The sequence below is a fragment of the Streptomyces viridiviolaceus genome (assembly GCF_014650995.1).
Classification (GTDB): domain Bacteria; phylum Actinomycetota; class Actinomycetes; order Streptomycetales; family Streptomycetaceae; genus Streptomyces; species Streptomyces viridiviolaceus.
In genome coordinates this window covers 82,867-105,949 of sequence record NZ_BMWA01000014.1, presented here as the reverse complement: position 1 = coordinate 105,949, position 23,083 = coordinate 82,867, and the positions used below count along the sequence as shown (strand labels likewise).

The following is a 23,083-nucleotide window of genomic DNA, read 5'->3' as shown; positions in this document are numbered from 1 at the left end:
CTCCCGCAAGGCGCGTTCCTCCCGTATGCGCTCACACGGCCGTGCACGGTGGCGCCGCGTCCTGGTTGCCGCGCAGGACGTGGTCGCGGCGGTCATGACCGGACGCGCCGCAGCCGGCCGCACACGGGCGGGCGACGGTGCGACGGCCGGCGGTGGCACCGGGACGCTGCCGATCGGTCGGGGTCGCCCGATGCGCGCTGTCGTACCGCTCAGTTGCCGCCGTCTGCGCCGGCCGGGCTGCGTGGCGCGGGGGCGGAACGCTGCCCGGGCATTACCGCGGCGGCGGCGCGCAGCGCGACCGTGAGCCGGTCGCGTATCCGCCGGACGTCGGCCGGTGTGCGCTGAGGAGCGGCGGCGGCGCAGGCGGGCAGGTTGGCCTTGGCCAGTGCGCTCAGCACGGCGCGCGGGCCGCTGTCGATGTAGGTGGTGAAGCCGGCCCCGTGCATCGCGTGCAGGGCCTGGCGGAAGTCCATGGGTTCGGCGAGATGGCAGACCGCGGCTGTGCGCAGTTGGGCCGGGGTGTGCGCGCGCCGGCCGGCGGCGGTGTACACGGCCAGGGCGGGCGGCTTGACCGGCTGCGCTCGCAGCAGGCTGCGGAAGGCTCGTTGGACGTCGGTGAGCAGTGGGTGGTGGTAGGCGGTGCGGCTGGTCAGGGGGGTGGCGCGGTGTCCGCGGGCATGAGCGCCGTGCCGGACGAGTGCCAGGTCGTCGTCAGGGCCCGCGAGGACGGTCTGCGTGGGAGCGTTGCGGGCTGCGATCCGTACCTGCGGTGTGCCGCAGGTACGGATCAGCCCTGCCGCTTGGTCGTCGGTCATGTCGACGGCCAGCAGACCGGCCGGGGGCAGCGCGGCCTCGCGCAGCAGCCGGTCACGGACGCCCAGGAGAGCGGCCCCCTGGTGCACGGTGATGACGCCGGCGACGGTGAGAGCGGCGAGGTCGCCCATGCTGTGCCCGAGGACGGCGTCGACGGGTGTGTGCGTGAGGGTGAGCAGCACGGTGGCGGAGGCGACGACACAGGAGTAGGTGGCGAGGTCGAAGGCGAGAGGGCTGGCGGACAAAAGTTCACCGGGGGCGGGCGCGCCGTCCTCCGTGAGCAGGCGGCTGACCGGTGGGACGGTGCTCACCGGGCCGGGGATGCGGGCGTCCACGGTCTGCAGCACCCCGCGGACAGCGGGGTGGTCGCGCAGGTGACGCAGTGCCCCGGGGACGTAGGCGCCCTGCCCCGGACACATCAGCACGGTGCGGGGTCCGCCTCCGCCGGGGACGGGCCTGTCGGGAGTCATGACGTACTGGTGAGGACGAGCGCGACGTTGTGTCCGCCGAAGCCCACACTCGTGCTGAGGGCCGCCAAGGGGCCGGAGGGCAGCGGTTCGGGTCCGGGCCCGACGACGTTCAGGTCGATGTCCGGGTCGAGGCGGTCGAGGCTGCGGACCGGGGGCGCTGTTCTCTCCTTCACCGCAAGGACGGTGGTGATGGCCTCGATGGCTCCCGCGGCACCCAGTGTGTGGCCGAGAGCGGCTTTGGGCGCGCTGACCGCCACGTTCTTCAGCGCGTCACCGAACACCTGGTGAAGGGCCTGCGCTTCGGTGAGGTCCCCGACGGGTGTGGAGGTGGCGTGGGCGTTGATGTGCTGGATCTCCTCCGGCAGGAGCCCGGCGTCGCGCAGGGCGGCGCTGACCGCAGCGGCACAGCCCGTTCCGCCCGGGGCGGGCTGCGCCACGTGGTGGCTGTCGTTGGTGATGCCCGCGCCCGTCAGTCGACCGTGGACGCGGGCCCCCCGCGCTGCGGCGTGCTCCACGCTTTCGAGCACCAGGATCCCGGCGCCCTCTCCCATCACGAAGCCGTCCCGGGCCTCGTCGAACGGCCTGGACGCCCGCTGGGGGTCGTCATAGTGCCGGGACAGCGCCCGCAACCGGGCGAACCCGGCGAGGGCGAGCGGGTGCAGGGCCGCCTCGGTGCCGCCCGCGACCACGACGTCGGCACGCCCCTGACGGATCATGTCGAGGGCCTGGGCGACGGCCTCGGCACCGGAGGCGCAGGCGCTGACCGGGGCGTGGACCCCGGCTCGCGCACCGACCAGCAGGCCCACTTCGGCGGCGGAGTGGTTGGGCAGCATGACCGGAATGGCACGCGGGCTGACCCGGCCGACGCCCCCGGTCTCCAGCCGCCTGTTCTGCTCCAGGATGCTGGTAAGTCCGCCCAGTCCCACTCCCACCACCACGGCAAACCTGGAGCCGCCCTCGGTGCGGGCAGGCTCCTCCCCCAGGCCGGCGTCCCGCAGCGCTTCGCTTGCGGCGACCAGCGCGAACTGCGCCGAGCGATCGCAGTGCGAGGCCTTCGCGGCCGACAGGACCGTGCCGGGGTCCACCGCCGCCGGCGCCGCCAGATACACCTGCGCGGGGCCCTCGGGGGCGCCGAAGTCGATTCTGCGGACTCCGCAGCCGCCTGCCAGCAGGGCCCGCCACGTGGTCCGCACGTCGCCGCCGAGCGCCGTCGTCATCCCCAGTCCGGTGACGGCGACGGCGTGTGCGCGGGCGGAGCCGGACCGCCGGCTCGAGCTCACGGCGCTTCACCGGCGGGGGCAGGGGCGGCTGCGGCGAGGTGGGCGGCGATCTGACGGACCGTCGTGAGCTGCGCCGCCTCCTCCTCCGGGACCTGGATCTGCCAGCGGTCCTCGATCGCGGCGACCAGTTCCAGGAAGGCCAGCGAGTCCACGCCGAGGTCGTCCTTGAGCGAGGAGTCGGGTTCGACCTCCTCGACGGTCAGGTCCTCGACCGTGGCGGCCAGCAGCTCGCGCAACTCGTCGAGCAGTTGGCGTTCGTCCGCGTGAGACGGCATGGAAGGTTCCTCCTTGGTTCGCCCACAGCGCGCCGGGGCAACGGGCCGGCACACGGCTCTTCCGGATGCGCCGGCTGAAGCAGCGCACCGGCACCGTGCCGGATGCACGCCGTCAGCCTTTCCTCGCATCCGGCACCGCACGCGTCACGTGGGGAGGAGGGCGAAGCGTGGGGAGCACCTGGGGGGCGCCAGTCGGCCGGTCACAGCATCAGCACGCGTACAAGCGCCCCACCCGGGACCGAGGGTTCGCCCCCTCCGCGGCGCACGGCCTTGTCAGCCGTGGTTCGCCCTGCCTCTGCCACCGCGGAATCACCGAGGGACACGAACTCCTAGGAGGGGGAGACCTCGAGCACGGCCTTGCCGGAGACGCGGCGACCGCGCAGGGCGTCGGCGGCCTCGTCGAAGCGTTCCCAGGACCCCTGCCAACCGATCTCCACGGCCAGGTCCCCCTGGGCGGCCAGCTCGGTCAGCACGGCCAGATCGGCACCGGCGGGGCTGTCGATGACGAAGGAGGTCAGCGACTTGGCGGGGCCGACGGTGGCGTACGGCGGGAACACGGCCGGCTCCCCGGAGGTCCAGCCGACGCTCTGGACGCTGCCGCCGGGGGCGAGCAGATTCCACGCGGCGACCAACTGCGGTCCCCCGACGCCGTCGACGACGATGTCGACGGCCTCCTCCAGCCCGTCCAGCCCGATCAGCACCTCGTCGGCACCGATCTCCCCGAGTCCCTCGCCGCGGGCGGCCGAGCCGACGGAGGCGATCACATGGGCGCCGGCCCGCGCCGCCAACTGGACGGCGAACCGGCCGACACCGCCCGAGGCACCGGTGATCAGCACTCGCTTGCCCGCGTCGAGCCCGGCGTTGCGCAGCGACCGCAGCGCGGCGACACCGGCCACGGGCAGACCGACCGCCCGCGCCGGCTCGAGTTCCTTCGGCACTTCGGCGAGCGCGGACACGGGGACCGCGACCCGCTCCGCGAACGCCCCCGAGGTGAGCGCCACGACCCGGCTGCCGACGGCCGGGCCGCTCCCGTCGGCGGCGGCCCGCACCACGACTCCGACGGCGTCCGACCCGAGCACCGCTCCGGCCGGAACCCGCCCGGACCGGGCGTCGTTGAGGTCGCCGTAGTTCAGCGACACGTGCGTCACGTCCACCAGTACCTCGCCCGAACCGGCCTCGGGCTCGGGCACCTGTGACAGGCGGACCGCGTCGGGCGCGGACGGATCGACGACAAGGGCCCGGACGGGCATGGCTTCCCCCTCGACTGGCGACACACGGCAACACCTTGCTCCAGCCATGATCAACAACAAGCCCGCCCGGCGGAAGCCTGCCCTGCGCTTCTCCACAAGCGGACGGTGCGTGCCTCACTCCCCGACGACCTCGGACAGGGGCTTTGCGACGAGGGCGTGGGCGAGCGACAGTCGAGCCCGCCCGGCCATCCGTGCTCAGTGCGCCAGCAGATCGTCCAGTTCGGCCGCGAAGAGCAGAGCGGGGTCGAAGCCCATCCCGGTGAAGTGGCCGGCGAGTTCCAGGGACAGGACACCGTGCAGCCGGGTCCAGAAGCGCAGGGCCCGGTGCAGGACCGCGGGCGGGGCGGGGTGGCCGTCCGCCCAGTCGCGGTGATCCGCGAGGTGCGCGTCGAACGGCGTCGCGGGACTGTCCGGGGGCAGCTTGGCGCAGGCGTCGAGCAGGGTCGCCATGGTCTCGGACGAGATGCGCGTGATGTCGTCGGGCGCGTGGTAGCCCGGGACCGGGGTGCCGTAGATGAGGAGATAACGCTGGGGGTCCTCCAGCGCCCAGGCACGCAGGGTGTGCGCCAGTACGGCCAGGTCGGCCCCTTCGGCGAAGGCCGAGTGGAGACGGTCGGCGAGGCTCCGGTACGCGTCCCTGATGAGCTCGGTGATCAGCTCGTCGCGGCCGGCGTAATAGCGGTAGAGCGCGGGCCCGCTCATACCCATCCGCTTGGCGATCGCGTTGAGGGACAGCGCGGACGCTCCCGCCGTGGCGATCTGCTCCCAGGCGTGTTCCTTGATCTCCGCGCGCACCTGAGTGCGATAGCGCTCCCGCGGGGTCTGCGCGTCCGACTTCGCCATGGCCCACCGCCTTCCCGGCCCACCCGGGTACATCGTCAAAGTTCCGTTAGAAGTTATCACGCAGCCCATTGACCTCTCGACCCGCGAACCGCTATATCTTCTAACGAAAGAAGGAGGTTATAAACGCACCGTCGGTCAAGGGGCTTCATGACCAGCACAGTCGTGACACACCGCACCCGCACGGGCCGGCCCGTTCCACGGTCGGTGACCGTCGCCTCCTGGACGGTCCCCGTCATGGTGGTCGGCCAGTTCGCTCTCGTCGCCGCCCTCCCGGTCGGGATCGCGCCGGCCGGCGCTCTGCGTCACGTCCACGACCGGGCGGTGCGCGGGGCGGCCACCCTGCTCGCCGTCAGCTACGCGGTCCCGCTCGTCGTGTGGGTGACGCGGCCCGACGGGGCGCAGAGCCTGTCGAAGGACATGCACCCCGCGCTCGCCGGACTGATCGTCGCCGCGTCCGCCGCACTCGTCGTCACGATCCACCGCACCCGCGCCCGGAGCCGTGCCGCGCGATGACGCGATACGCATCCGGCACCCGACGGGCGAGCGACGCTCTCCCGGCAACCGACAAGGGGAACCCCATGCCCGGCATCCACAGCACCGGCATCCGCGCCTCCCTCTTCACCGTCCCGCTCGTCGCCGTCGGCCTCCTCGGCACCGCCGTGGCGCCCGCCGGGGCCACCGCCTCCCACCCCCGCCGAGTCCCTGACGTGCCGCGGGAAAGGCGTCGACCCCGAGGCGCGAGTCCGCCACAGGACCGAGACCGTCATCCACGCGCCGCTGAGGACCGTGTGGAAGCTGCAGACCGACGTGGAGCGCCGGCCGTCCTGGCAGGCGCACGTCGCAGCCGTCCACCGCCTCGACCACGGGCCTTTCCGGCAGGGCTCGGCGTTCCGGTGGACGACCCCGGTCCCCCCAACCCCGCGACGCCCGCCACCGGCCTGGACATCACCTCGACCGTCCGGCAGCTCGAGCAGCGCTCCTGCATCCGCTGGACCGGCCCCGCGGTCGGAGAAGGACTGCGCATCGACGGCGTCCACGTGTGGACCTTCACCAAGGTCGAGGGCGGCGTCCGCGTGGGCACCGAGGAGACCCACACCGGCGACCAGGTCGATGCGGACGTGCCCACCGCGACCGAGATCCTCGCCCAGGGTCTTCGAGCCTGGCTGCGCGACCTCAAGGACGCCGCCGAAGCCCGCGGCGACGTCGGTGGCTCATCACGTGGGTGACCGGCGGACGATCACCCGCTTGATGCCGATCAGGACCCGGTAGCGCTGCCGTGCGGCGAACTGCGTCATCGTCCAGACTGCCGGGCGCCCTGCCTCCGCGCACAGGTGCAGCACCCTTCCTTCGCCCACCCAGACCCCGACGTGAGCGCCGTAGGCGTCGTCGGTGGCGTTGAACAGCAGTAGGTCCAGGGGCTGGGCAGGCGAAACACGGATCGTGGCCCGGGTGTCCGCCCAGAGGTCGCTCGAACGCAACGGCGGCGGAGCCAGGCCGAAGTGCCGGAGCACCTCGTAGGCGAACAGCTGGCAGTTCGCCCCCGCCTCGACGCCGGGCCGATCGGCTACGGCCGGCGACCCCGGATACCGGCGGCCCGCGTAGGGAACGGTCCAGAAGGCGGCCGGCAGTTGGTCCAGCACCGGATCCATGGCCCCATCATGCCCGGCCCGGCGAGCTTGACGTCCATGACGTACTCGGGTCTTCTACTGCGATGCCCGAGCTTCGCATCCAACAGCCCGACGACGACGTCACTTTCAGGGACTGGCAGCACGTCCACAACGTGATCATCCCCACGCACCACCTGTCCCTGGAGGAGATACGGGAACGCGCACGGCGCCACCACCTGGAAGTCGCGTACCAGGGCGACGTCCTCGTCGGCTGCAGTACCGTGCGCCCTCCGTCGGACGACGCCCTGACGGCCACGGTGATCGCCCGCGTGCTCGGCCCTCACCGCGGGCGGGGGTTCGGCGAGGAGTTGTACTCACGCGGACTCGCCCGGGCACGGGAGCTGGGCGCCGAGGTGATCGAAACGGTGGTGCTGTCCTCCAACGAGGACGGCCTGCGGTTCGCCCTCAAGCACGGGTTCGTCGAGATCGACCGGTACGTGCTGCCCGGGGAGAGCATTCCCTGGATCGATCTGCGCCGTTCGTAGCCGCGGTCCGCGAAGAGCTCGCGCGGGCCCTCGCTCGGCGATGCGCCAACCGCGGTGGTGCGGGCCGGAGCCCGGGTACGCCGGGTGCTCGGCACCGGGCCGACCAGGGGTGAAGCCCTGGTCGGCCCGGCGGCGGTAGCGGCTCATCGTCCGAGGACACGAGCCATTCTGGGAACGGACCTTGCCGCCGGGAGAGACGCGGAAGCGCCGTTCACAGACGGGGAACTCACTGGACCGGCACCGACACTGTCTGCAGAGGCAGCGTGACCTGCTCGGGTGCAACTGTCGGGGTCACGGTGCCCGGGGCCATCCCAGCCGGAGCGGTTCCACCAGGAGCGGTTCCACCAGGAGCGGTCCCACCAGGAGCGGTCCCACCAGGAGCGGTCCCACCAGGAGCCGTTCCACCAGGAGCGGTCCCACCCGGAGCCGTTCCACCCGGAGCGGTCCCACCCGGAGCCGTTCCACCCGGAGCGGTCCCACCCGGAGCCGTTCCACCCGGAGCCGTTCCACCCGGAGCCGTTCCACCCGGAGCGGTCCCACCCGGAGCGGTCCCACCCGGAGCCGTTCCACCAGGAGCCGTTCCACCCGGAGCGGTCCCACCCGGAGCCGTTCCACCCGGAGCCGTTCCACCCGGAGCGGTCCCACCCGGAGCGGTCCCACCCGGAGCGGTCCCACCCGGAGCCGTTCCACCAGGAGCCGTTCCACCAGGAGCGGTCCCACCCGGAGCCGTTCCACCAGGAGCCGTTCCACCAGGAGCGGTCCCACCCGGAGCCGTTCCACCAGGAGCCGTTCCACCAGGAGCCGTTCCACCCGGAGCCGTTCCACCCGGAGCCGTTCCACCCGGAGCCGTTCCACCCGGAGCGGTGCCGGCAGGAGCCGTACCGGCCCCCTGACCGCTTTCCTGGCTCGTCGGGCCGCCGGCCGTGATGTTCGAGCCGATGACGGTCGAACCGATGATGTTGTTGATGTTGTTCACTGTCTGATTCGAGATCTGGGTGATCTGCGTCGGCGGCAGGCCGGCTGCCCGCGCCTGCGCCTGGGCCGCCGCTACGCCTGCTGCCCTCGCCTGCTCAGGGCTGGCACCCCTGGCGGCTGCCGCCTGCGCTGCATTCGTTCCGGCGGCCACGGCGGTGGCTGCTGCGTTGCCTCCGGCCGCTGTCGCTTGTGTTGCGCCGGTGCAAGCCACAGAGCCTACGGAGACGGGCCCCGATGCGGGTACCGCCGTGGCCACGACACGACCGTCCGCTGTAGTGGTCACAGTCGTCCCCGTGGGAGAAAGCATGAGCGTCTGATTGGGGGGAAAGTTGGCGCCCGTCAGAGTGCCCCCTGCAACCTCACAGGTCTGGACCGGGACGGCGGAAGCCGGCGCGACGGCCATCCCGGCCGCCCCTCCCACCAGCGCAACTGTCACGGCGGCGCTCCGTGCGATCTTGCCTCTCATGGGTTCCTCCTCCTCGGCACTGCGCTTGTGTCTCCGGGACATCCTGGGCAGCCGGGCATCACCGCGGCGTTGCCCTGGCGTGACGCCGCCGTGCCGGGAGGGGGCGGAGTGTCCGGCCGAGCCGCTCTCGTCGGGGCACCACGTCGCCCGCACGGGCGGAAACGGCGCGCATGCACGTAATCGCCCCTTCGGACACGGATGGCCGATTCACCGGTCCGCTCCACTGGCTGATTGGGGCGCCGCCAGACCGCGGCAGGTTTCCCGTAACCGCCGTGCGGCAGCCTTCCGGCAGTCATGGGAACCCGGGAGGCTGTAGTGAAGCATGTGAGCAAGAAGCGCGCCGGTGTGGTCGCGGCCGTGCTGAGCGGTCTGGCCCTGGCATTCACCTCGACGGTCGCGCATGCCGACGAGGGGCTGGACGTCATCGCGCACCGCGGATCGTCGGGCATGGCACCGGAGAACACCGCGGCGGCGATCGACCTCGCCGTCGATCAGCGGGCCGACTTCGTGGAGATCGACGTGCAGCGCACGAAGGACGGCAAACTGGTCAACTTCCACGACTGCACCATGGAGCGGACCACCGACGTCGAGGAGGTCTTCCCGAACCGCCCCAGTTACCGCGTCTCCGACTTCACCTGGGCCGAACTGCGCAGACTGGACGCCGGCTCCTGGTTCCACGACAACTTCGCCGGCGAACGGCTCATCACCGTCGACGACGTCATCTCGCACATCAGGAACACCGACACCGGACTGCTGGCCGAGATCAGTCCTTGCGGCCACTACGTGGGTATCGCGACCGATTTCGCGCAGAACCTGACGGGGAAGCCGCGCTACGTCCAGCGCGCCCTCGCCAGGGAGCAGCTCGCCGTCCAGTCCTTCCAGGTGGACGACGCCCAGGAGTTCCACGCACTGATGCCCGACGTCCCGATCGGTTTCCTGGACGCCGATCGCCCCACCGAGCAGGAGCTGGTCCAGCTCAGCCAGTGGGCGGACCAGGTGAACCCGCAGCACACGGTGACCGACCAGGCCCTGGTCGACCGCGTGCACGAACTGGGCATGGACATCAACGTCTGGACGGTCGACGAGCCCGGTGCCATGCGCAGGATGGCGGGCCTGGGTGTCGACGGAATCATCACCGACTTCCCCCAGTCCCTCACCCAGCGCTGACCCGCGCCGACGCGGTGGGCCCCGGGACCGGATCCCGGGGCCCGCCGCGTCGGGCGTGGAGTCGACCGTGCGGCGGTGCGTCGTCCCCACGCGCCGCCGGTGCCCGGCTCATCGCTGCAGGACTGCCTGCATGACGCTGCGCGCGATGGGTGCTCCGAGCCGGCCGCCGGAGATGTCCTCGCGGGAGATGTCCATGTCGGTCGGGTCGATGAAGACGGCCACGGCGACCGAGGACCCGTCCTGCTTCTTGCCGTAGGAGACGAACCATCCGTACGGCACCTGCTCGGCCACGTCGACGCCACGCTGGGCGGTGCCGGTCTTGCCGCCGACCGTGATGCCGTCGATCTGTGCGCGGCGTGCGCTGCCTTCCTTGGCGGTGAACTCCATCATCTGCTGGACCTTCTGAGCGGTGGCGGCGGAGACCGCCTGGCTCATCACAGCGGGTTCGGTCTTGTCCAGGGTGCTGAGGTCCGGGCCGCGGATCTCGTCGACGACATAGGGCTGCATCAGCTTTCCGTCGTTGGCCAGCGCGGCGGTGACCATGGCCATCTGCATGGGAGTACTGGTGAGGCTGCCCTGTCCCATACCGGTCAGCGCGGTCCCCGGCTTGTCGAGGTCCTGCGGGTAGAGGCTCTTCGTGGCGAGCAGGTCGCCGAAGTCTTCCGAGTAGACGTCGTCGTTGAAGCCGAACTTCTCCGCCGTCTCCCGCAGCCTGTCCTGACCCAGTTCTGCCGCGGCATCGAGGAAGACGTTGTTGCACGAGTACTGCATCGCCGTCTTCATCGACGCCTTGCTGCAGACCGCGTCGCCGGCCTCACTGCCGATCTTGTTGGTGGACTGCGGCAGGGGGTAGGGAGAGACGGCCTTGGTCGGTGCGTCGACGTCGGTGACGATCCCGTGCTCCAGCGCGGCCGCCGCGGTGAGGATCTTGAAGGTGGACCCCGGAGGATAGGTCTCCCGCAGCGGGCGGTTGGCCAGCGGCTTGCGCTTGTCCTTGTCCATCGCGACGAACTTGTCGGACTCCTTGAACGTGTTGCCCGCGAACACCGACGGATCGTAGGAGGGCGCCGACACCAGGGCCAGCACCTTCCCGGTCCTCGGGTCCAGGGCGACCACGGCCCCCCGTGCGCCCTTCAGATCGGTCAGCCCGTCGTAGGCGGCCTTCTGCGCCTTGGGATCGATGGTCGTGACCACCGATCCGGGACGCCGTCCCTCGCCGGTGACCACGTCGGCGAACCGCTGGAAGGCCAGCCGGTCGTCCTGTCCGGTCAGGATGCCGTCGTAGGTCCGTTCCAGCAGCGTCATGCCCTGCGCCTGCGAGGCGTACCCCGTCACGGGCGCGTACATGGGCCCGTTGACGTAGGTCCGCTTGTACTTGAGGTCCGTGCTGGACGCCTCGGCAGAGCCGGTGATCGCCCGGCCGCCCACGATGATGTCCCCGCGGGGGGCGGCGAACCGCTCGATCTGAACCCGTCGGTTGTTCTGGTCGGTGGAGAGTTCCGGGGCCTGGAAGTGCTGCAGCCAGTTCGCGCGCAGCAGCAGGCCGAGCATCAGCAGCCCGCAGAAGATCGCCACAGCCCTCAGCGGCCTGTTCACCGGCGTCCTCCGCCAACGCACGCAGACTCAGCGATCTTGACGGGCAAGCCCTCGGGTCTGCCGAGTCCGGCGGATATGGAGATACGTCGTCGCAACATGGGGACACCCTAGCCAACCACGGAACTCCGCCGTCGCCACGGGGAGTTGCGGTCCCCGTCGCCCGCGGCGTGGCGCCGCGCCGGGCGCCGCCCGTTCAGACGACGGGCTGGCCGATGCCCAGCAGGTTTCCCTCGCTGTCGCGGAACCAGGCGCCGCGCTCGCCCCGAGCGCCCTTGCTCGGGTAGTTCCCGTCGATCTCCGCGATCCCGTCCTTCGTCCGCAGCCCCGGCATGTCGACTTCCTCGAAGACCACACCGCGCGCTTTGAGTTCCGCCACGACGGTCTCGATGTCCTCGACCTCCCAGGCCATCTGAGTGAAGGTGCCGGGCGAGGCTCCCGCCGATCGGAACAACGCGAAGTCCACACCTCCGCACCGGTAGAGCAGCCCACCGGGCCGTTCATCGACCGGCTCCAGGCCCAGCCGTTCGGAGTAGAAACGCCGCGCCCGGACCAGGTCCTGGGCCGGAAGCCTGGTGGCAGTACGTGCCCGGGCCAGCAAGCCCCTGTGATCCGCATGCATGGCCCCACTATGCCGTGATCGGTGGCCGCAGAGGCGGAGGCAACCCGCGCGCACGCCCGAAGAGCCTGCCCGGTAGCGTAGCGATCATGGTGGACTGGGACACCCGACCGGCCTCGGCCGCAGACGTCGAGGCGGTGGCCGAGCTGCGCGCCGTGGTGCTGCGGGCGGATCTGGAGCGTCTCGGCCGGTACGACGAGCAGCGCGTGCGGCAACGGCTGCGCGACGGCTTCGATCCGGCGTGCACCAGGGTGATCGAGGTCGGCGGCGCGTTCGCCGGCTGCGTGGCTCTGCGACCGGCCGGGGACGCCCACTGGCTGGAGCACTTCTACCTGGCCCCGCACGTGCAGGGCAGCGGGATCGGCTCGGGCGTGCTGCGCTCGCTGCTGGAGCGGTGCGACCGCGACGGCGTACTGGTCCGTCTGAACGTGCTGCGGGGCAGCCCGGCCCGGCGGCTGTACGAGCGGCACGGGTTCACGCTGGAGTCGGAGGACCCGGTGGACGTGTTCATGGTGCGCGAACCGTCCCGCGAGCAGCGGAACAGCCGGGCTGGCCAGGGTGTGCCATCGTCGCAGGCCACCGAACGACCCGGAGGGGGCGTGCCCCTGCGGATGAAGTTGACCGCGGTCACACTCGACTGCCCTGATCCGCCGGCCCTGGCGGCGTTCTACCAGCAGGCCACCGGCCTCGAGCCCCATCCGGAGTCGGACACCGACTTCGCCGGCCTCAGCCGCGGGGACGGACTCTTCATCGGCTTCCAGCGTGTCGACGACTACCGGGCTCCCCGCTGGCCGGACCAGACCGTCCCCCAGCAGTTCCACCTCGACTTCGCGGTCGAGGACCTGGACGAGGCCGAGACCCGGCTGCTGGAACTGGGCGCGGTCAAGCCGGAGCACCAGCCGGGTGGGGACAGGTGGCGGGTCTTCACCGATCCGGCTGGGCATCCCTTCTGCGTGGTCAAGGGCTGACGGCCTTGCGCCGCTCCGCTGCGAGGCGGCGTACCGGAGACCGCGCCGGCCCTTCGGGAACAGACGGACCTTCAGCCGAGGACGAACGGGAGCCTCGCCGCCAATTCACCCAGTTCGGCCGTCTCCGTTTCGGCCGGGGCACGACGTCCGGTGCCGATCAGCAGAGCGTCCTGGTCGGAGAACGAGGGGGGAAACGCTGCGCCGGCGATCTTCTCCAGCAGTTCGCGTGACCGGGCGAGCCCCTCGGCGGGCGGCTCCGCCGCGTCCGGGAGGTGCGCGATCAGGTCGAGGTGGTGCAGCGTCCACTCCAGGACGTACGCGGTGAGGTAGTCGCCCGCGGTCAGCACCTCGTCGCGGGTACCGACCCGGAGTTCGGGATCCGCGAGTCCGGCGGCCCGCCCGGCGGCGGATCCGACGTCGTCGAGGTGGAACTTGAGCAGCCAGGGTTCTTCGTAGGCGGCGGCCAGGCGGACGGTCAGCGCGTCGAGCGGGTCGTCGCCGGCCGGGGGCTCGACGATGTCCCAGTACGTCACAGCGTCCCGTGTCGGTTCCGTCGCCGCGGGGGTGACCAGTGTGATCAGGACGTCCTGGGCGTCGATGATCAGGTGGCACACCAGGTCCCGCACGAGCCAGCCGGTGCAGCCGGACGGCCGTGTGAAGTCCTCGTCGGCGAGCTCGGCGACCGCTGTGCGCAACGCCGCCCAAGAGCGTGAGAAGAGATCCACGGCCGCAAGCTAACAACAACTGGCTCGCAGAGCGACCGACTTCGCCCCGCCGCCACGGGTTCCGCTGCTTCAAGGGGCGGCCCTGATCAGGGCCTCCCGAACTGTGTGATGATGCACAGACAAGCGACGGGGCCCTGGGGAGGGGCCTGGTCCGAGGGAAGGGACGGGAGCACACGTGGGCAAGGGCGGGGCGTCCATTCCGGACGAGGAGTGGGAGCGCTTCCTGCGGGAGTCCGAGGCCGGGGCTCAGGGCGCGCCCGAGGAGCCGTCGGCGCGCGCTCGGATGGTGGCGCGGCGGCTGCAGGAGGAGACCGGCCGGCCGGAGCCGTGGCGGGCTCACCAGCCGGCGCGGCGACGAAGGGGCAAGGGCTGGTACGCGGTCGGTCTGCTGGTGGCGCTCGCCTTGGTGGTCGTGGCCCTGGATCCCGGGCGGGTGGCCGACTGGTTCGGAGGCGGGGGCGGCGAGGGCGCGCAGGCGGCCACGGAGTCGCAACGTCCGGGCCAGGCGCCGCCGACGGAGGCGGCAGTCCTGCTTCCCACGGTGGAACAACCGTTCAGGGGCTCGCCTGCCGCACGATGGGGCGACGGGACGGCGGGGATCGGCCTGCCCGAGGCCAGGGCGACCGGCTGGATGAGCAAGGCACAGGTCGCGCAGGCGCTCGATCGGACCCGGGACTTCCTGGCCGCGTCCAGTCTGGATGCCGGTGTGCTGCGCGGGGAGCGACCGCGGGCGGCGATCGCGCTCATCAACCCGCATCAGCGGGATGTCCAGGACTACCTGGCGACCGCGTTTCGCGCGCCCAGCCGGGAGAACGATCCGCTGCTGCTGTTCAGCCGGTTCGACAGCACGAAGGTGCGTCTGGTCGGGGACGTGGTCAAGGCACGGGGACGGGTCACGTACGAGGAAGGTGACCGCGGTGCGGTCGAGGTGACCAGCGATGTCACCTACGTCTATCCGGTCGTACGCGCCGCGGCGGGGAGCGACGAGGTGGTGCGCACCATCGTGCGCCGCGAGATCGTGATGAGCTGGGACCACCCGGCGAAGGTGGTCATCGAGCCGGGGACCTTCTCCCTCGTCTCCTACAAGATGGACACCACCAACGGCGGCTGCGACACCGTCACCGGTTACCTCACCCCAGAGTTCGGCGCCGAGCGCGCGGCCGCGCCCCCGGGGGACGGCCCCGAGGTCGACCCGTACGACCGGAGCAAGTCGATGGACGCGCGCATGCGCGAGGCCGGCGATGCGGGGTGCGGGAGGGCCACACGGTCGTGAGCTGGGGTGGCTCGGGCACCCACTCATTGACGTGGTCGGTGGTCGGCATCGCCGGGCCGGGCCCACAGCCCGGCGAACGGCCGGCTGAACGACAGTCCGCCCGAGACACGGCGGCGCCTGTCCGCGAGCCGTATGAACTCGTACCGCTGCAGCGCCTTCGCGGACGAGACCGCGCCGGCTGTACCGGACCCGGGTCCAGGACCGGAGTTGCGTGCCGGCGCCCGGCACGCCGCAGCACGCGAGGGGACGGCCCCGCCTGAGTACGCGTACTCATGTCGGTTGTGTCGCCCGGCTCTGACGCGCCCGGCCCGTGTTCCGCACGATGAGACCGCCCCACCCCGCGTCGGAAGAGGAACCCATGGGCCGTGACCTGCAGCTGCGCGCTGCCACTGCGGAGGATCTGGAATGGATCCACGAACTGCGTCACCGGGTCTACGCCCGGGAGTTGGGGCAGCACGCGCCGGATCCGTCCGGGCGGCTGTACGACGGGCTGGACGGCGGCAACGTCTATCTGGTCGCGGCGCGCGGCGCGGCCCGGATCGGCTTCGTCAGCCTGACTCCGCCCTGGCTGGGGCGGTACGCGCTGGACAAGTACCTGACCCGCGGCGAGCTGCCGTTGCTGGACGAGGGTGACCTGTTCGAGGTGCGCATCCTCACCGTCGAGCCGCGCTGGCGGGCCACCGCGGCGGCCCCGTTGCTGATGTACGCGGCGCTGCGCTGGATCGCCGCCCGGGGTGGCCGGCGGGTGGTGGCGATGGGGCGCACCGAGCTGCTCACCATGTACCGGGCCGCCGGCCTGCGCCCGGTCGGTCGCACCGTGCACAGCGGGGCGTTGACGTTCGAGGTGCTGACCGGCGGCGTGACCGAGCTGACGGAGGTCACGCTGGACCGCTACCGCACCACGTTGGAACGCCTGCGGTCCGCGGTCGACTGGCGGCTGGACGCGGCGTTCTTCCCCCGGCCCGACGGCTGCGAGCACGGTGGTGCCTCGTTCACCGCCGTCGGCACGGACTTCCGCAGCCTGCACCGGCGCCGTCAGGTGGTCGCGGCCGATGTGCTGGACGCCTGGTTCCCGCCGGCTCCGGGGGTGCGTGCCGTGCTCGCGGAGGATCCGGCGTGGGCCGCCCGGACCTCGCCGCCGGCCGGGGCCGAGGGCCTGCTGGCGGAGATCGCCACGGCTCGGGCGCTGCCGGCGGAGGCGCTCGCGGTGGGCGCGGGTTCGTCCGACCTGATCTTCAGGGCGTTCGGCCGGTGGCTGACGCCGGACAGCAGGGTGCTTCTCACAGACCCGGGCTACGGCGAGTACGCCCACGTCACGGAGAGGGTGATCGGTTGCCGGGTGGACCGGTTCCGGTTGCGCCGCGACGACGGCTGGCGGATCGATCCGGACCGGCTGTCCGCTGCCGTCGGGTCCGGTCGCTACGACCTCGTGGTGGTGGTGAACCCGAACAACCCGACCGGACGCCACGCGCCGGCCCAGGAGCTGCGCTCCGTGATCGCCGCCGCACCGGCTCGTACCCGGTGGTGGGTGGACGAGGCGTACCTGGGCTATGTCGACCTGGCCGAGTCGCTCGCCGGCCTCGCCACGGTCGACCCGCGGGTGGTGGTCTGCAGCTCGCTGTCGAAGATGTACGCGCTGTCCGGCATGCGGGCCGCCTACCTGGTGGCCGAGCCGGCCACCGCGGGGCGGCTGCGCCGGTGGACGCCGCCCTGGCCGGTCAGTCTCCCGGCGCAGCTGGCCGCGGTGGCAGCGCTGCGCGACCCGGCGTACTACGGCGACCGCTGGCTTCGCACCCACGCGCTGCGCCGGCAACTGGCCGCCGATCTGGCGGAGCTGGACGAGTCCATCGCGGTCGACGAGGCCGTGGCGAACTTCCTCACCGTGACCCTGCCGTCCGGCGGACCGAGTGCCGCACAGCTGGTGAACGAGTGCCGCCGCCACGACGTCTACCTGCGCGACCTGTCACCGTTGTCGCCGGAGTACCAGGGGCGCACCGTACGCATCGCGGTGAAGGACACCGACGAGAACGCGCGCATCGTGGCCGCCTGCCGGGCTGCCCTGGACGCGCTGCGGCCGCGTACGGTCCCGCTCGTCCCGATGTCCGAGGGCGTGCCGGCCGCGGGAGCCGCTGGGTGATCACCGTGGCTTCTCTGGCGCCCTACCTCGGTGGGGCGCTGGCGCTGGGCGGCGTCGCGGTGGCGGCGTCCCGGCGCCGCGAGCTGCTGATCCGCTGGTGCGCGTGGGCGGTCGGAGTGCCACTGGTCACCGGCGCGTTCTGGCTGGGCCGGCCGGGCACCGCGGCCGTCGCCGTCGTGGTCGGGGTGATCGCGGTGCTGGAGTTCGGCGGGCTGATGCTGCTGGGCTGGGTGGACCGGGTGGTACTGGCGGCGGCGGTGGCAGGCGTGGTGCTGGCCGCGTGGCTGGCGCCCGGACAGGTGCTCCGGGTCCTCGCGATCGGGGCGCTGGCGGTGGCCGCGGTGCCGCTCCTGGCCGGTGACGCCGAGCATGGCCTGCGCCGGCTCGGCGCCGGCCTGCTCGGGCTGGCCTGGCTGAGTGTGCTGGCCGCGCTGGTGGTGCTCGGGGCGAGCGCGCTCGCGCTGTTCGTGGCGGTCTCGATCGCCGACATCGTGGCGTACTTCGCCGGACGAGGGCTGGGCGGGCCACGGCTGTCGCCGCTGTCACCGGCCAAGCGGTGGAGCGGGACCCTGGCCGGGGCCGCGGCCGGCGTCGGTGTGCTCGCCGTGCTGTCCGCGCTGAGCTGGCCGACGGCGGTGGCGGTGGCGGTCGGTGGCCCGGCCGGCGACCTGCTCGAATCCATGGTCAAGAGAGGTGCGCAGGCCAAGGACGCCGGCCACTGGCTGCCCGGGTCCGGCGGTCTGCTGGACCGCATCGACTCGCTGCTCATCGCGCTGGCCGTCCTGCTCGTCCTGCGCTGAGGCGTACGGCTGCCGCCCGGGTCTTGCGGACAGAAGCTGACCGCGAGGCTTCCTACGGTGGTGCCATGACTCAGACGCAGAAGATTCTCGTCACCGGCGCCACCGGCACCGTCGGCCGCCAGGTCGTCGCGGAACTGCTCGCCCGCGGCCACGACGTCCGCGCCCTCACCCGGGATGCGGCAAGGGCCGTCTTCCCGGACGGCGTCGAGGTCGTCGAGGGCGATCTCACGGAACCCGACAGCCTGGCCCCGGCTCTTGAGGGCGTCACCGGCCTCCATCTGATCACCTTCGGCGGGGCCTACTTCGCGCCGCTGGAGACCGGCCCGCGGATCCTGGAGCTGGCCCGCGCGGCCGGCGTACGCCGGGTCACCGTGCTGCACGGTGGCGGACCGTCCCTGCTGGAAGACGCCGTGCGTGCCGACGCGGGCGTGGACTGGACCGTACTCATGCCGGTCGAGTTCATGGCCAACTCCCTCGAATGGGCGGAGCGGATCGCGGCCTCGGACGAGGTCGGCGAGCCGTTCGTCTCCCGGCTGAGCGCCATGGTGCACGAGGGCGACATCGGGGCCGTCGCCGCGGTCGCGCTCACCGAGGAGGGACACGGGGGCCGGGAGTACGTCATCACGGGCCCCGAGCTGCTCACCGTCGCCGACAAGGTGGCGACGATCGCTGCCGCCCGGGGCCGGGACATCGCCCTGGTCGAGCTGACCGAGGAGCAGGCCGTCGCGCAGTGGCGGGCGGCCGGGCACCCGGAGGACGTGATCGGCTTCCTGCTCGAGGCGTACGGGAACACTCCCGAGGTGGGCCGCACGGTCGTCGACACCGTCCAGAAGGTCACCGGCCGCCCGGCGCGCACGTACGCCCGGTGGGCTGCGGAGCATGCGGACGCCTTCGTCGCGCAAGCCCCCGTCGTCGCGGCACGGTCCACCACGTAGCCCGCAGGCCGGACGCGGACGAACCCGCAGCAGGCGCAGGGGACTTCGCGTCCGGCCCCCGACGGGGCCTGCGATGACGTGTCCGCCGGAAGCAACCCCTGTCGACGGACGCGCGCGTCCATCGTGCATGATCGGTGAAGCCCCTCGACCTTCAGGGCGGGGAGGCCTCTCACCAACCGTGAAGGAGATGGCTTTGCCCATCTGGGAGTCACTGGCGGTCTTCGCCGCCGGAGTCGGCGCCGGCACCATCAACACGATCGTCGGCTCGGGGACGCTGATCACGTTCCCGGTGCTGCTCGCCACCGGTCTGCCACCGGTGACCGCGACGGTGTCCAACGCCCTCGGACTGATCCCGGGTTCCGTCAGCGGAGCCATAGGCTACCGGGAGGAACTCAAGGGCCAGCGCCCCCTGGTCCTCAGGCTCGGCGTCGCCGCGGCGATCGGCGGACTCGCCGGTGCGGTACTGCTGCTCGCGCTCCCCGCGACCGCCTTCGAGACGATCGTGCCCGTCCTGGTCGGGCTCGCGCTGGTACTCGTCGTGCTCCAGCCCCGCATCTCCGCGGTCGTCCAGCGGCGCCGTCGACTCACGGGCACCGTCACCAAGACCGACGGCGGCCCCGTCCTCTTCGGCGGACTCCTGCTCGCCAGCGTCTACGGCGGCTACTTCACGGCGGCTCAGGGAATCATCTACCTCTCCCTGATGGGCATGCTGCTCGACGACACCCTGCAGCGCCTCAACGCGGTGAAGAACGTCCTCGCCGCCATCGTCAACAGCATCGCGGCGCTGTTCTTCCTCTTCGTCGCCGACTTCGACTGGACCGCCGTCCTGCTCATCGCCGTCGGGTCCGCGATCGGCGGCCAGGTCGGCGCGAAGGTGGGGCGCCGGCTCCCCCCGCTCGCTCTGCGGATCTTCATCGTCGTCGTCGGCACCGTCGCCATCGTCCAACTGCTCCTGGAGCGCTGATGGAGCGGGCGGACGTGAGGGGCCGGCCGTGGAGGCGGGGAGGAGCGCTCGCCGTGTCCGCGGTGCTGACCGCCGCCCTGCTCGCGTTCCACCGGACGGTCCCCAACTCCCCGGGTGGACTGGGGAGTCTGCTGGAGTCGTTCCTGCCGTGGCTCGGCCTGGTGGTCGTGGTGCTGCTCGCCCTGGCGCTGCTGCGCCGATCGGCCGTCGCGCTGGTGGCGCTGCTCCTGCCGGTGGCGGCCTGGACGTACCTCTTCGGCGGGCTGCTGCTGCCCGGGCCGCAGCCGGGAGCCGGCGACCTGGTCGTGGTGCAGCACAACGTCAGCGACGAGAACACCGACCCGGCGGGCACTGCCCGCGCCCTGGCCGAGGCGGGTCCCGACCTGATCGCCCTCCAGGAACTGGTGTCCCCGGCGCTCGCGGTCTACGAGAGGACCCTCGCCGCGGACTACCCGTACCGGACCGTCCGCGGCACTGTCGGTCTCTGGTCGAAGCACCCGGTCACCGATGTGCGGCTGTTGGACATCAAGCCGCGGGGCATCACGGAGAACTGGAGTCGCGGACTGCGGGCGGTGGTGCACACGCCGCAGAGGGAGGTCGCGGTGTACGTCGCCCACCTGCCCTCGGTCCGCGTCCGGGCGAGCGGCCTCGCGTCCTCCTGGCGCGACGAGAGCGCCGCGCTGCTGGGCAGGGCCGTCGCGGCCGAGGAGCTGCGTACGGTGATCCTGATGGGCGACCTCAACGGCACGGTCGACGACCGTGCTCTGGATCCGCTGACCGCACGGCTCGACGCGGCCGAGCGGGGCGTCGCCTTCAGCTTCCCCGCCGCCTTCCCGGTGACCCGGATCGACCAGGTCATGGCCCGTTCGGCGACCGTGCGCCACATCCGCTCCCTGCCCGCCACCGGCAGCGACCACCTCCCGGTCGTCGCACGGATCACCCCGCACTGAGGCGCACGGGGCCGGGCTGCTTACCTCAGAGGTCATCGACCGCGGCGCGGGCCGACGGCAGGATGGTGGACATCGAGAGCCCCATCGGCCGGAAGGACCTCATGTCTGCCTACGCGATGGCTCACCTGCAGGAAGCCGCGCCGCACCCGGAGATCGCCGAGTACATCGAGCGCATCACCGCCACCTTCGAGCCGTACGGCGGCCGTTTCCTCGTGCACGGCGCGCAGCACGAGGTGAAGGAGGGCCACTGGCCCGGTCATGTCGTCGTCATCGGGTTCCCCTCGCTCGCCGAGGCGCGGGCCTGGTGGGACTCGGCCGAGTACCAGGAGATCGCGCCGCTGCGCTCACGGCACATCGAGGGGGACATCATCCTGGTGCCGGGCGTGGGCGACGACTACGACGCGGCGGCCACCGCCCGGGCGATCCGCGGAGCGGTGCCCGGGCAGTGAGCGGGACCGACGGGACGCGGGGGCGGGGCTCCGGCCCCGCCCGGGGTCACGTGTCGCGATCGGCTTCCCGCGCTGCACGCTCCAGTCGGCTTCGATGGCTCTCCCACCACTCCGGGTCCCCCGGTGCCATGCTGTCGTTGCCCCGGCTCATCCCCACGGCGCCGTCCGTGAGTTCGCGGATGATGTCGGCGTGCCCGGCGTGCCGCTGCGTGTCGGCGACCACTCGCACCACCGCGTGATGCAACGTCACCTTGTCCCTGTCGTCCGGCCACCACGGCACTCTGCCGATCGTGTCCAGCGCCAGCGCGTCGATCGTCGCGTCCGCGTGCGCCCACGCCCGGCGGTAGAGCTCCACGATCCGGTCGCGTGACTCGTCGGCCGTGGCCCACATGTCCGCGTTGGGTTCGGCACCGTCCTCCAGCCAGGGCAGCGGCTCGCCGGAGGGCCGTCCGAAGGTGTCGCCGAGGTAACCGAGTTCCACGCCGGCCGCGTGTTTCACCAGGCCCAGGAGGTTGGTTCCGGTGGGGGTCAGCGGGCGGCGGATCTGGTACTCCGAGAGCCCTTCGAGCTTCCACAGCAGGGCGTCACGGGCGGATTGCAGGTAATAGTGGAGGTCTGTCTTGGGATCCGATCCGGTCATGGGGTCAGTCTGAGCCATCGAGGTCCGGGCGATCCATGCCGCCGCGGAACCGTCCGGGGCCGCCGGCACCCCGGCCACGATGGACGCACCGCGCCGGCCCGCTCGGTCACGGGCGGGCCGTCGGGAGGCCGGTCTACGGCTTGATGTCGTAGAGGACGTTGAAGGGGTCGTCCGCCGTGGACCGGGCCACCTCGCCGAAGCCCGCCTCGGCGCACAGACTGCGTACCACCGCCTCGGGCATACCGCACGTGCCGAGGGCGGCTCCGCCGTCGGCGAGGGACGTGGTCATGCAGTAGAACATGCTGAACCCGTAGAGCACCGACGCGACGGGGCCCACGTTGTCCTCGGGGCGGTCCTCGCAGTTGACCTCGAGCATCAGGTAGTCGCCGTCGTCCTTGACCGCGGCCCTGAGGGCGGCGAGGAGCCGCTTCGGTTCCGCCGCGTCGTGGACGACGTCGAAGGTGGTGACGAGGTCGTAGCGTCCGGGCAGCCCCCGGACGGCATCGGCCGTCTCGAAGCCCACCCGGTCGGCGACACCGGCCCGCTCGGCGTTCGCCCGGGCGCGTTCCACCTGGACGGGGAGGATGTCGAACCCCGTGAAACGGGAGCGGGGAAACCTCCGGGCGAGCACGATCAGGGCCCGGCCCGCGCCGCACCCCACGTCCGCGACGTCGATGCCGCGCTCCAGCCTTTCGACGACGTGGGGAAAGGTGCTCAGCCAGTCGTCGACCATCACGCTCTCGAACCAGCTGCCGGTGAAGCGGCTCATGCCGTCCCACAGCAGGTCCGGGTAGTCGCTCTGCCGTACGCCTCCGCCGCTCCGGAACGCCTCGATCAGCCGTTCGTACGGCGTCAGAGCCGCGGGCATCATCTGGTAGATGCCGCCGAGGAACATGGGTCCCGACTCGTCGGCCAGAGCGGGGGCGTGCTCGGCGGGGAGGACGAAGCGGCCGGGCTGCGGTTCCTCCAGGTAACCGGCGGCGGTGAGACCACGCAGCCACTCGCGTACGTAACGCTCGTCCAGGTCCAGCCGGTCCGCGAGCTCCTGGCTGCCGGCGGGGCCGTTGGCCGCGAGGTCCTTGAACAGGCCCAGCCGGTCACCCAGGTGGCACTGGCCCACGGTCATCATCCCGCTGATGTCCCCGAGCGCCTTTTGCATGAAGGCTTCGACCTTCGCTTCGTCCACTGCACGCTGCGCCGCCACGGTGTCCCTCCTGGCCGACCACGGTCACGGAATGCGACCGGCCAGCAAAGCAAAGCACCGCCCTGCTCGCTCGCGTCGCCCGCCACGGCGGACGGAGCGGCCCTCTCCGATTCGCCTCACCCGATCCGAGTACCG

The 23,083-nt window shown here is 72.0% G+C and carries 23 protein-coding genes and 2 pseudogenes; 14 read left to right on the top strand and 11 right to left on the bottom strand.

From position 1 onward, the window contains the following. Positions 1 to 209: 209 nt before the first annotated feature. The 5 genes from IE260_RS21670 to IE260_RS21650 form a co-directional block, all read right to left on the bottom strand. The gene (locus IE260_RS21670) at positions 210 to 1,283 is read right to left on the bottom strand and encodes an ACP S-malonyltransferase (protein ID WP_189874359.1); all 1,074 of its coding nucleotides are present in this window, start codon (positions 1,281 to 1,283) and stop codon (positions 210 to 212) included. Next, a complete protein-coding gene (locus IE260_RS21665; RefSeq protein WP_189874588.1) occupies positions 1,280 to 2,500 on the bottom strand; it encodes a beta-ketoacyl-[acyl-carrier-protein] synthase family protein in 1,221 nt (406 codons plus the stop codon). The genes IE260_RS21670 and IE260_RS21665 overlap by 4 nt, the downstream gene beginning before the upstream one ends. Before the next feature lie 59 nt (positions 2,501 to 2,559). Further along, positions 2,560 to 2,838, bottom strand: a complete 279-nt coding sequence (locus IE260_RS21660) for an acyl carrier protein (RefSeq protein ID WP_189874357.1) — start codon at positions 2,836 to 2,838, stop codon at positions 2,560 to 2,562. Positions 2,839 to 3,167: 329 nt separating this feature from the next. After that, complete coding sequence (locus IE260_RS21655; protein WP_229881011.1) at positions 3,168 to 4,112, bottom strand: zinc-binding dehydrogenase; 945 nt, start codon at positions 4,110 to 4,112, stop codon at positions 3,168 to 3,170. A 171-nt stretch (positions 4,113 to 4,283) separates the two neighbouring features. Beyond that, on the bottom strand, positions 4,284 to 4,931 hold the full coding sequence (locus IE260_RS21650) for a TetR/AcrR family transcriptional regulator (RefSeq protein ID WP_189874355.1): 648 nt from the start codon (positions 4,929 to 4,931) through the stop codon (positions 4,284 to 4,286). Positions 4,932 to 5,078: 147 nt separating this feature from the next. On the opposite strand from IE260_RS21650, the gene IE260_RS21645 reads away from it, so the two are divergent. After that, entirely contained in the window at positions 5,079 to 5,444 is a 366-nt protein-coding gene (locus IE260_RS21645) for a hypothetical protein (RefSeq protein WP_189874353.1), read from the top strand. A gap of 65 nt (positions 5,445 to 5,509) precedes the next feature. Further along, positions 5,510 to 6,157, top strand: a pseudogene (locus IE260_RS21640) (SRPBCC family protein). Here the strand turns inward: IE260_RS21640 and IE260_RS21635 are convergent. Then, the gene (locus tag IE260_RS21635) at positions 6,146 to 6,580 is read right to left on the bottom strand and encodes an NlpC/P60 family protein (RefSeq protein WP_189874351.1); all 435 of its coding nucleotides are present in this window, start codon (positions 6,578 to 6,580) and stop codon (positions 6,146 to 6,148) included. The pseudogene IE260_RS21640 and the gene IE260_RS21635 overlap by 12 nt on opposite strands. A gap of 62 nt (positions 6,581 to 6,642) precedes the next feature. On the opposite strand from IE260_RS21635, the gene IE260_RS21630 reads away from it, so the two are divergent. From IE260_RS21630 to IE260_RS21620, 3 genes are all read left to right on the top strand, one after another. Continuing rightward, complete coding sequence (locus IE260_RS21630; RefSeq protein ID WP_189874349.1) at positions 6,643 to 7,083, top strand: GNAT family N-acetyltransferase; 441 nt, start codon at positions 6,643 to 6,645, stop codon at positions 7,081 to 7,083. Between the two features lie 276 nt (positions 7,084 to 7,359). Further along, on the top strand, positions 7,360 to 8,010 hold the full coding sequence (locus tag IE260_RS21625) for a hypothetical protein (RefSeq protein WP_189874347.1): 651 nt from the start codon (positions 7,360 to 7,362) through the stop codon (positions 8,008 to 8,010). Positions 8,011 to 8,848: 838 nt separating this feature from the next. Continuing rightward, entirely contained in the window at positions 8,849 to 9,691 is an 843-nt protein-coding gene (locus IE260_RS21620) for a glycerophosphodiester phosphodiesterase (protein WP_229881008.1), read from the top strand. 108 nt (positions 9,692 to 9,799) lie between these two features. Here the strand turns inward: IE260_RS21620 and IE260_RS21615 are convergent, their stop codons facing one another. Next, a complete protein-coding gene (locus IE260_RS21615; RefSeq protein ID WP_189874343.1) occupies positions 9,800 to 11,287 on the bottom strand; it encodes a peptidoglycan D,D-transpeptidase FtsI family protein in 1,488 nt (495 codons plus the stop codon). 193 nt (positions 11,288 to 11,480) lie between these two features. Beyond that, positions 11,481 to 11,906 carry a VOC family protein gene (locus IE260_RS21610; RefSeq protein WP_189874341.1) on the bottom strand — a complete coding sequence of 142 codons (426 nt, stop codon included), beginning with the start codon at positions 11,904 to 11,906 and terminating at the stop codon, positions 11,481 to 11,483. An 86-nt stretch (positions 11,907 to 11,992) separates the two neighbouring features. Here IE260_RS21610 and IE260_RS21605 point away from each other — a divergent pair. Together IE260_RS21605 and IE260_RS21600 are read left to right on the top strand one after the other, a co-directional pair. Further along, positions 11,993 to 12,427, top strand: a pseudogene (locus IE260_RS21605) (GNAT family N-acetyltransferase); the annotation flags it as partial. Between the two features lie 75 nt (positions 12,428 to 12,502). Next, a complete protein-coding gene (locus IE260_RS21600) occupies positions 12,503 to 12,871 on the top strand; it encodes a VOC family protein (protein WP_229881058.1) in 369 nt (122 codons plus the stop codon). A gap of 71 nt (positions 12,872 to 12,942) precedes the next feature. Here IE260_RS21600 and IE260_RS21595 read toward each other — a convergent pair whose 3' ends face one another. Beyond that, a complete protein-coding gene (locus IE260_RS21595; RefSeq protein WP_189874339.1) occupies positions 12,943 to 13,596 on the bottom strand; it encodes a maleylpyruvate isomerase N-terminal domain-containing protein in 654 nt (217 codons plus the stop codon). A 175-nt stretch (positions 13,597 to 13,771) separates the two neighbouring features. Here IE260_RS21595 and IE260_RS21590 point away from each other — a divergent pair, with 175 nt between their 5' ends. The 7 genes from IE260_RS21590 (at position 13,772) to IE260_RS21560 (ending at position 21,104) form a co-directional block, all read left to right on the top strand. After that, positions 13,772 to 14,869, top strand: a complete 1,098-nt coding sequence (locus IE260_RS21590) for a hypothetical protein (protein WP_189874337.1) — start codon at positions 13,772 to 13,774, stop codon at positions 14,867 to 14,869. A 358-nt stretch (positions 14,870 to 15,227) separates the two neighbouring features. Then, a complete protein-coding gene (locus IE260_RS21585; protein ID WP_189874335.1) occupies positions 15,228 to 17,006 on the top strand; it encodes a histidinol-phosphate aminotransferase family protein in 1,779 nt (592 codons plus the stop codon). Beyond that, positions 17,003 to 17,806 carry a phosphatidate cytidylyltransferase gene (locus IE260_RS21580; RefSeq protein ID WP_189874333.1) on the top strand — a complete coding sequence of 268 codons (804 nt, stop codon included), beginning with the start codon at positions 17,003 to 17,005 and terminating at the stop codon, positions 17,804 to 17,806. Before IE260_RS21585 ends, IE260_RS21580 begins: the two co-directional genes overlap by 4 nt. A gap of 65 nt (positions 17,807 to 17,871) precedes the next feature. Then, complete coding sequence (locus IE260_RS21575) at positions 17,872 to 18,741, top strand: SDR family oxidoreductase (RefSeq protein ID WP_189874331.1); 870 nt, start codon at positions 17,872 to 17,874, stop codon at positions 18,739 to 18,741. A gap of 187 nt (positions 18,742 to 18,928) precedes the next feature. Further along, positions 18,929 to 19,705, top strand: coding sequence for a sulfite exporter TauE/SafE family protein (locus tag IE260_RS21570; RefSeq protein WP_189874329.1), 777 nt, complete (start codon positions 18,929 to 18,931; stop codon positions 19,703 to 19,705). Then, complete coding sequence (locus IE260_RS21565; RefSeq protein ID WP_189874327.1) at positions 19,705 to 20,655, top strand: endonuclease/exonuclease/phosphatase family protein; 951 nt, start codon at positions 19,705 to 19,707, stop codon at positions 20,653 to 20,655. The genes IE260_RS21570 and IE260_RS21565 overlap by 1 nt, the downstream gene beginning before the upstream one ends. Positions 20,656 to 20,756: 101 nt before the next feature. Then, on the top strand, positions 20,757 to 21,104 hold the full coding sequence (locus tag IE260_RS21560) for a DUF1330 domain-containing protein (protein ID WP_189874325.1): 348 nt from the start codon (positions 20,757 to 20,759) through the stop codon (positions 21,102 to 21,104). A 46-nt stretch (positions 21,105 to 21,150) separates the two neighbouring features. Here the strand turns inward: IE260_RS21560 and IE260_RS21555 are convergent, their stop codons facing one another. Continuing rightward, positions 21,151 to 21,744, bottom strand: a complete 594-nt coding sequence (locus IE260_RS21555) for a DinB family protein (protein WP_189874323.1) — start codon at positions 21,742 to 21,744, stop codon at positions 21,151 to 21,153. Between the two features lie 133 nt (positions 21,745 to 21,877). Next, entirely contained in the window at positions 21,878 to 22,948 is a 1,071-nt protein-coding gene (locus IE260_RS21550; protein WP_189874321.1) for a class I SAM-dependent methyltransferase, read from the bottom strand. Between the last annotated feature and the right edge of the window lie 135 nt (positions 22,949 to 23,083).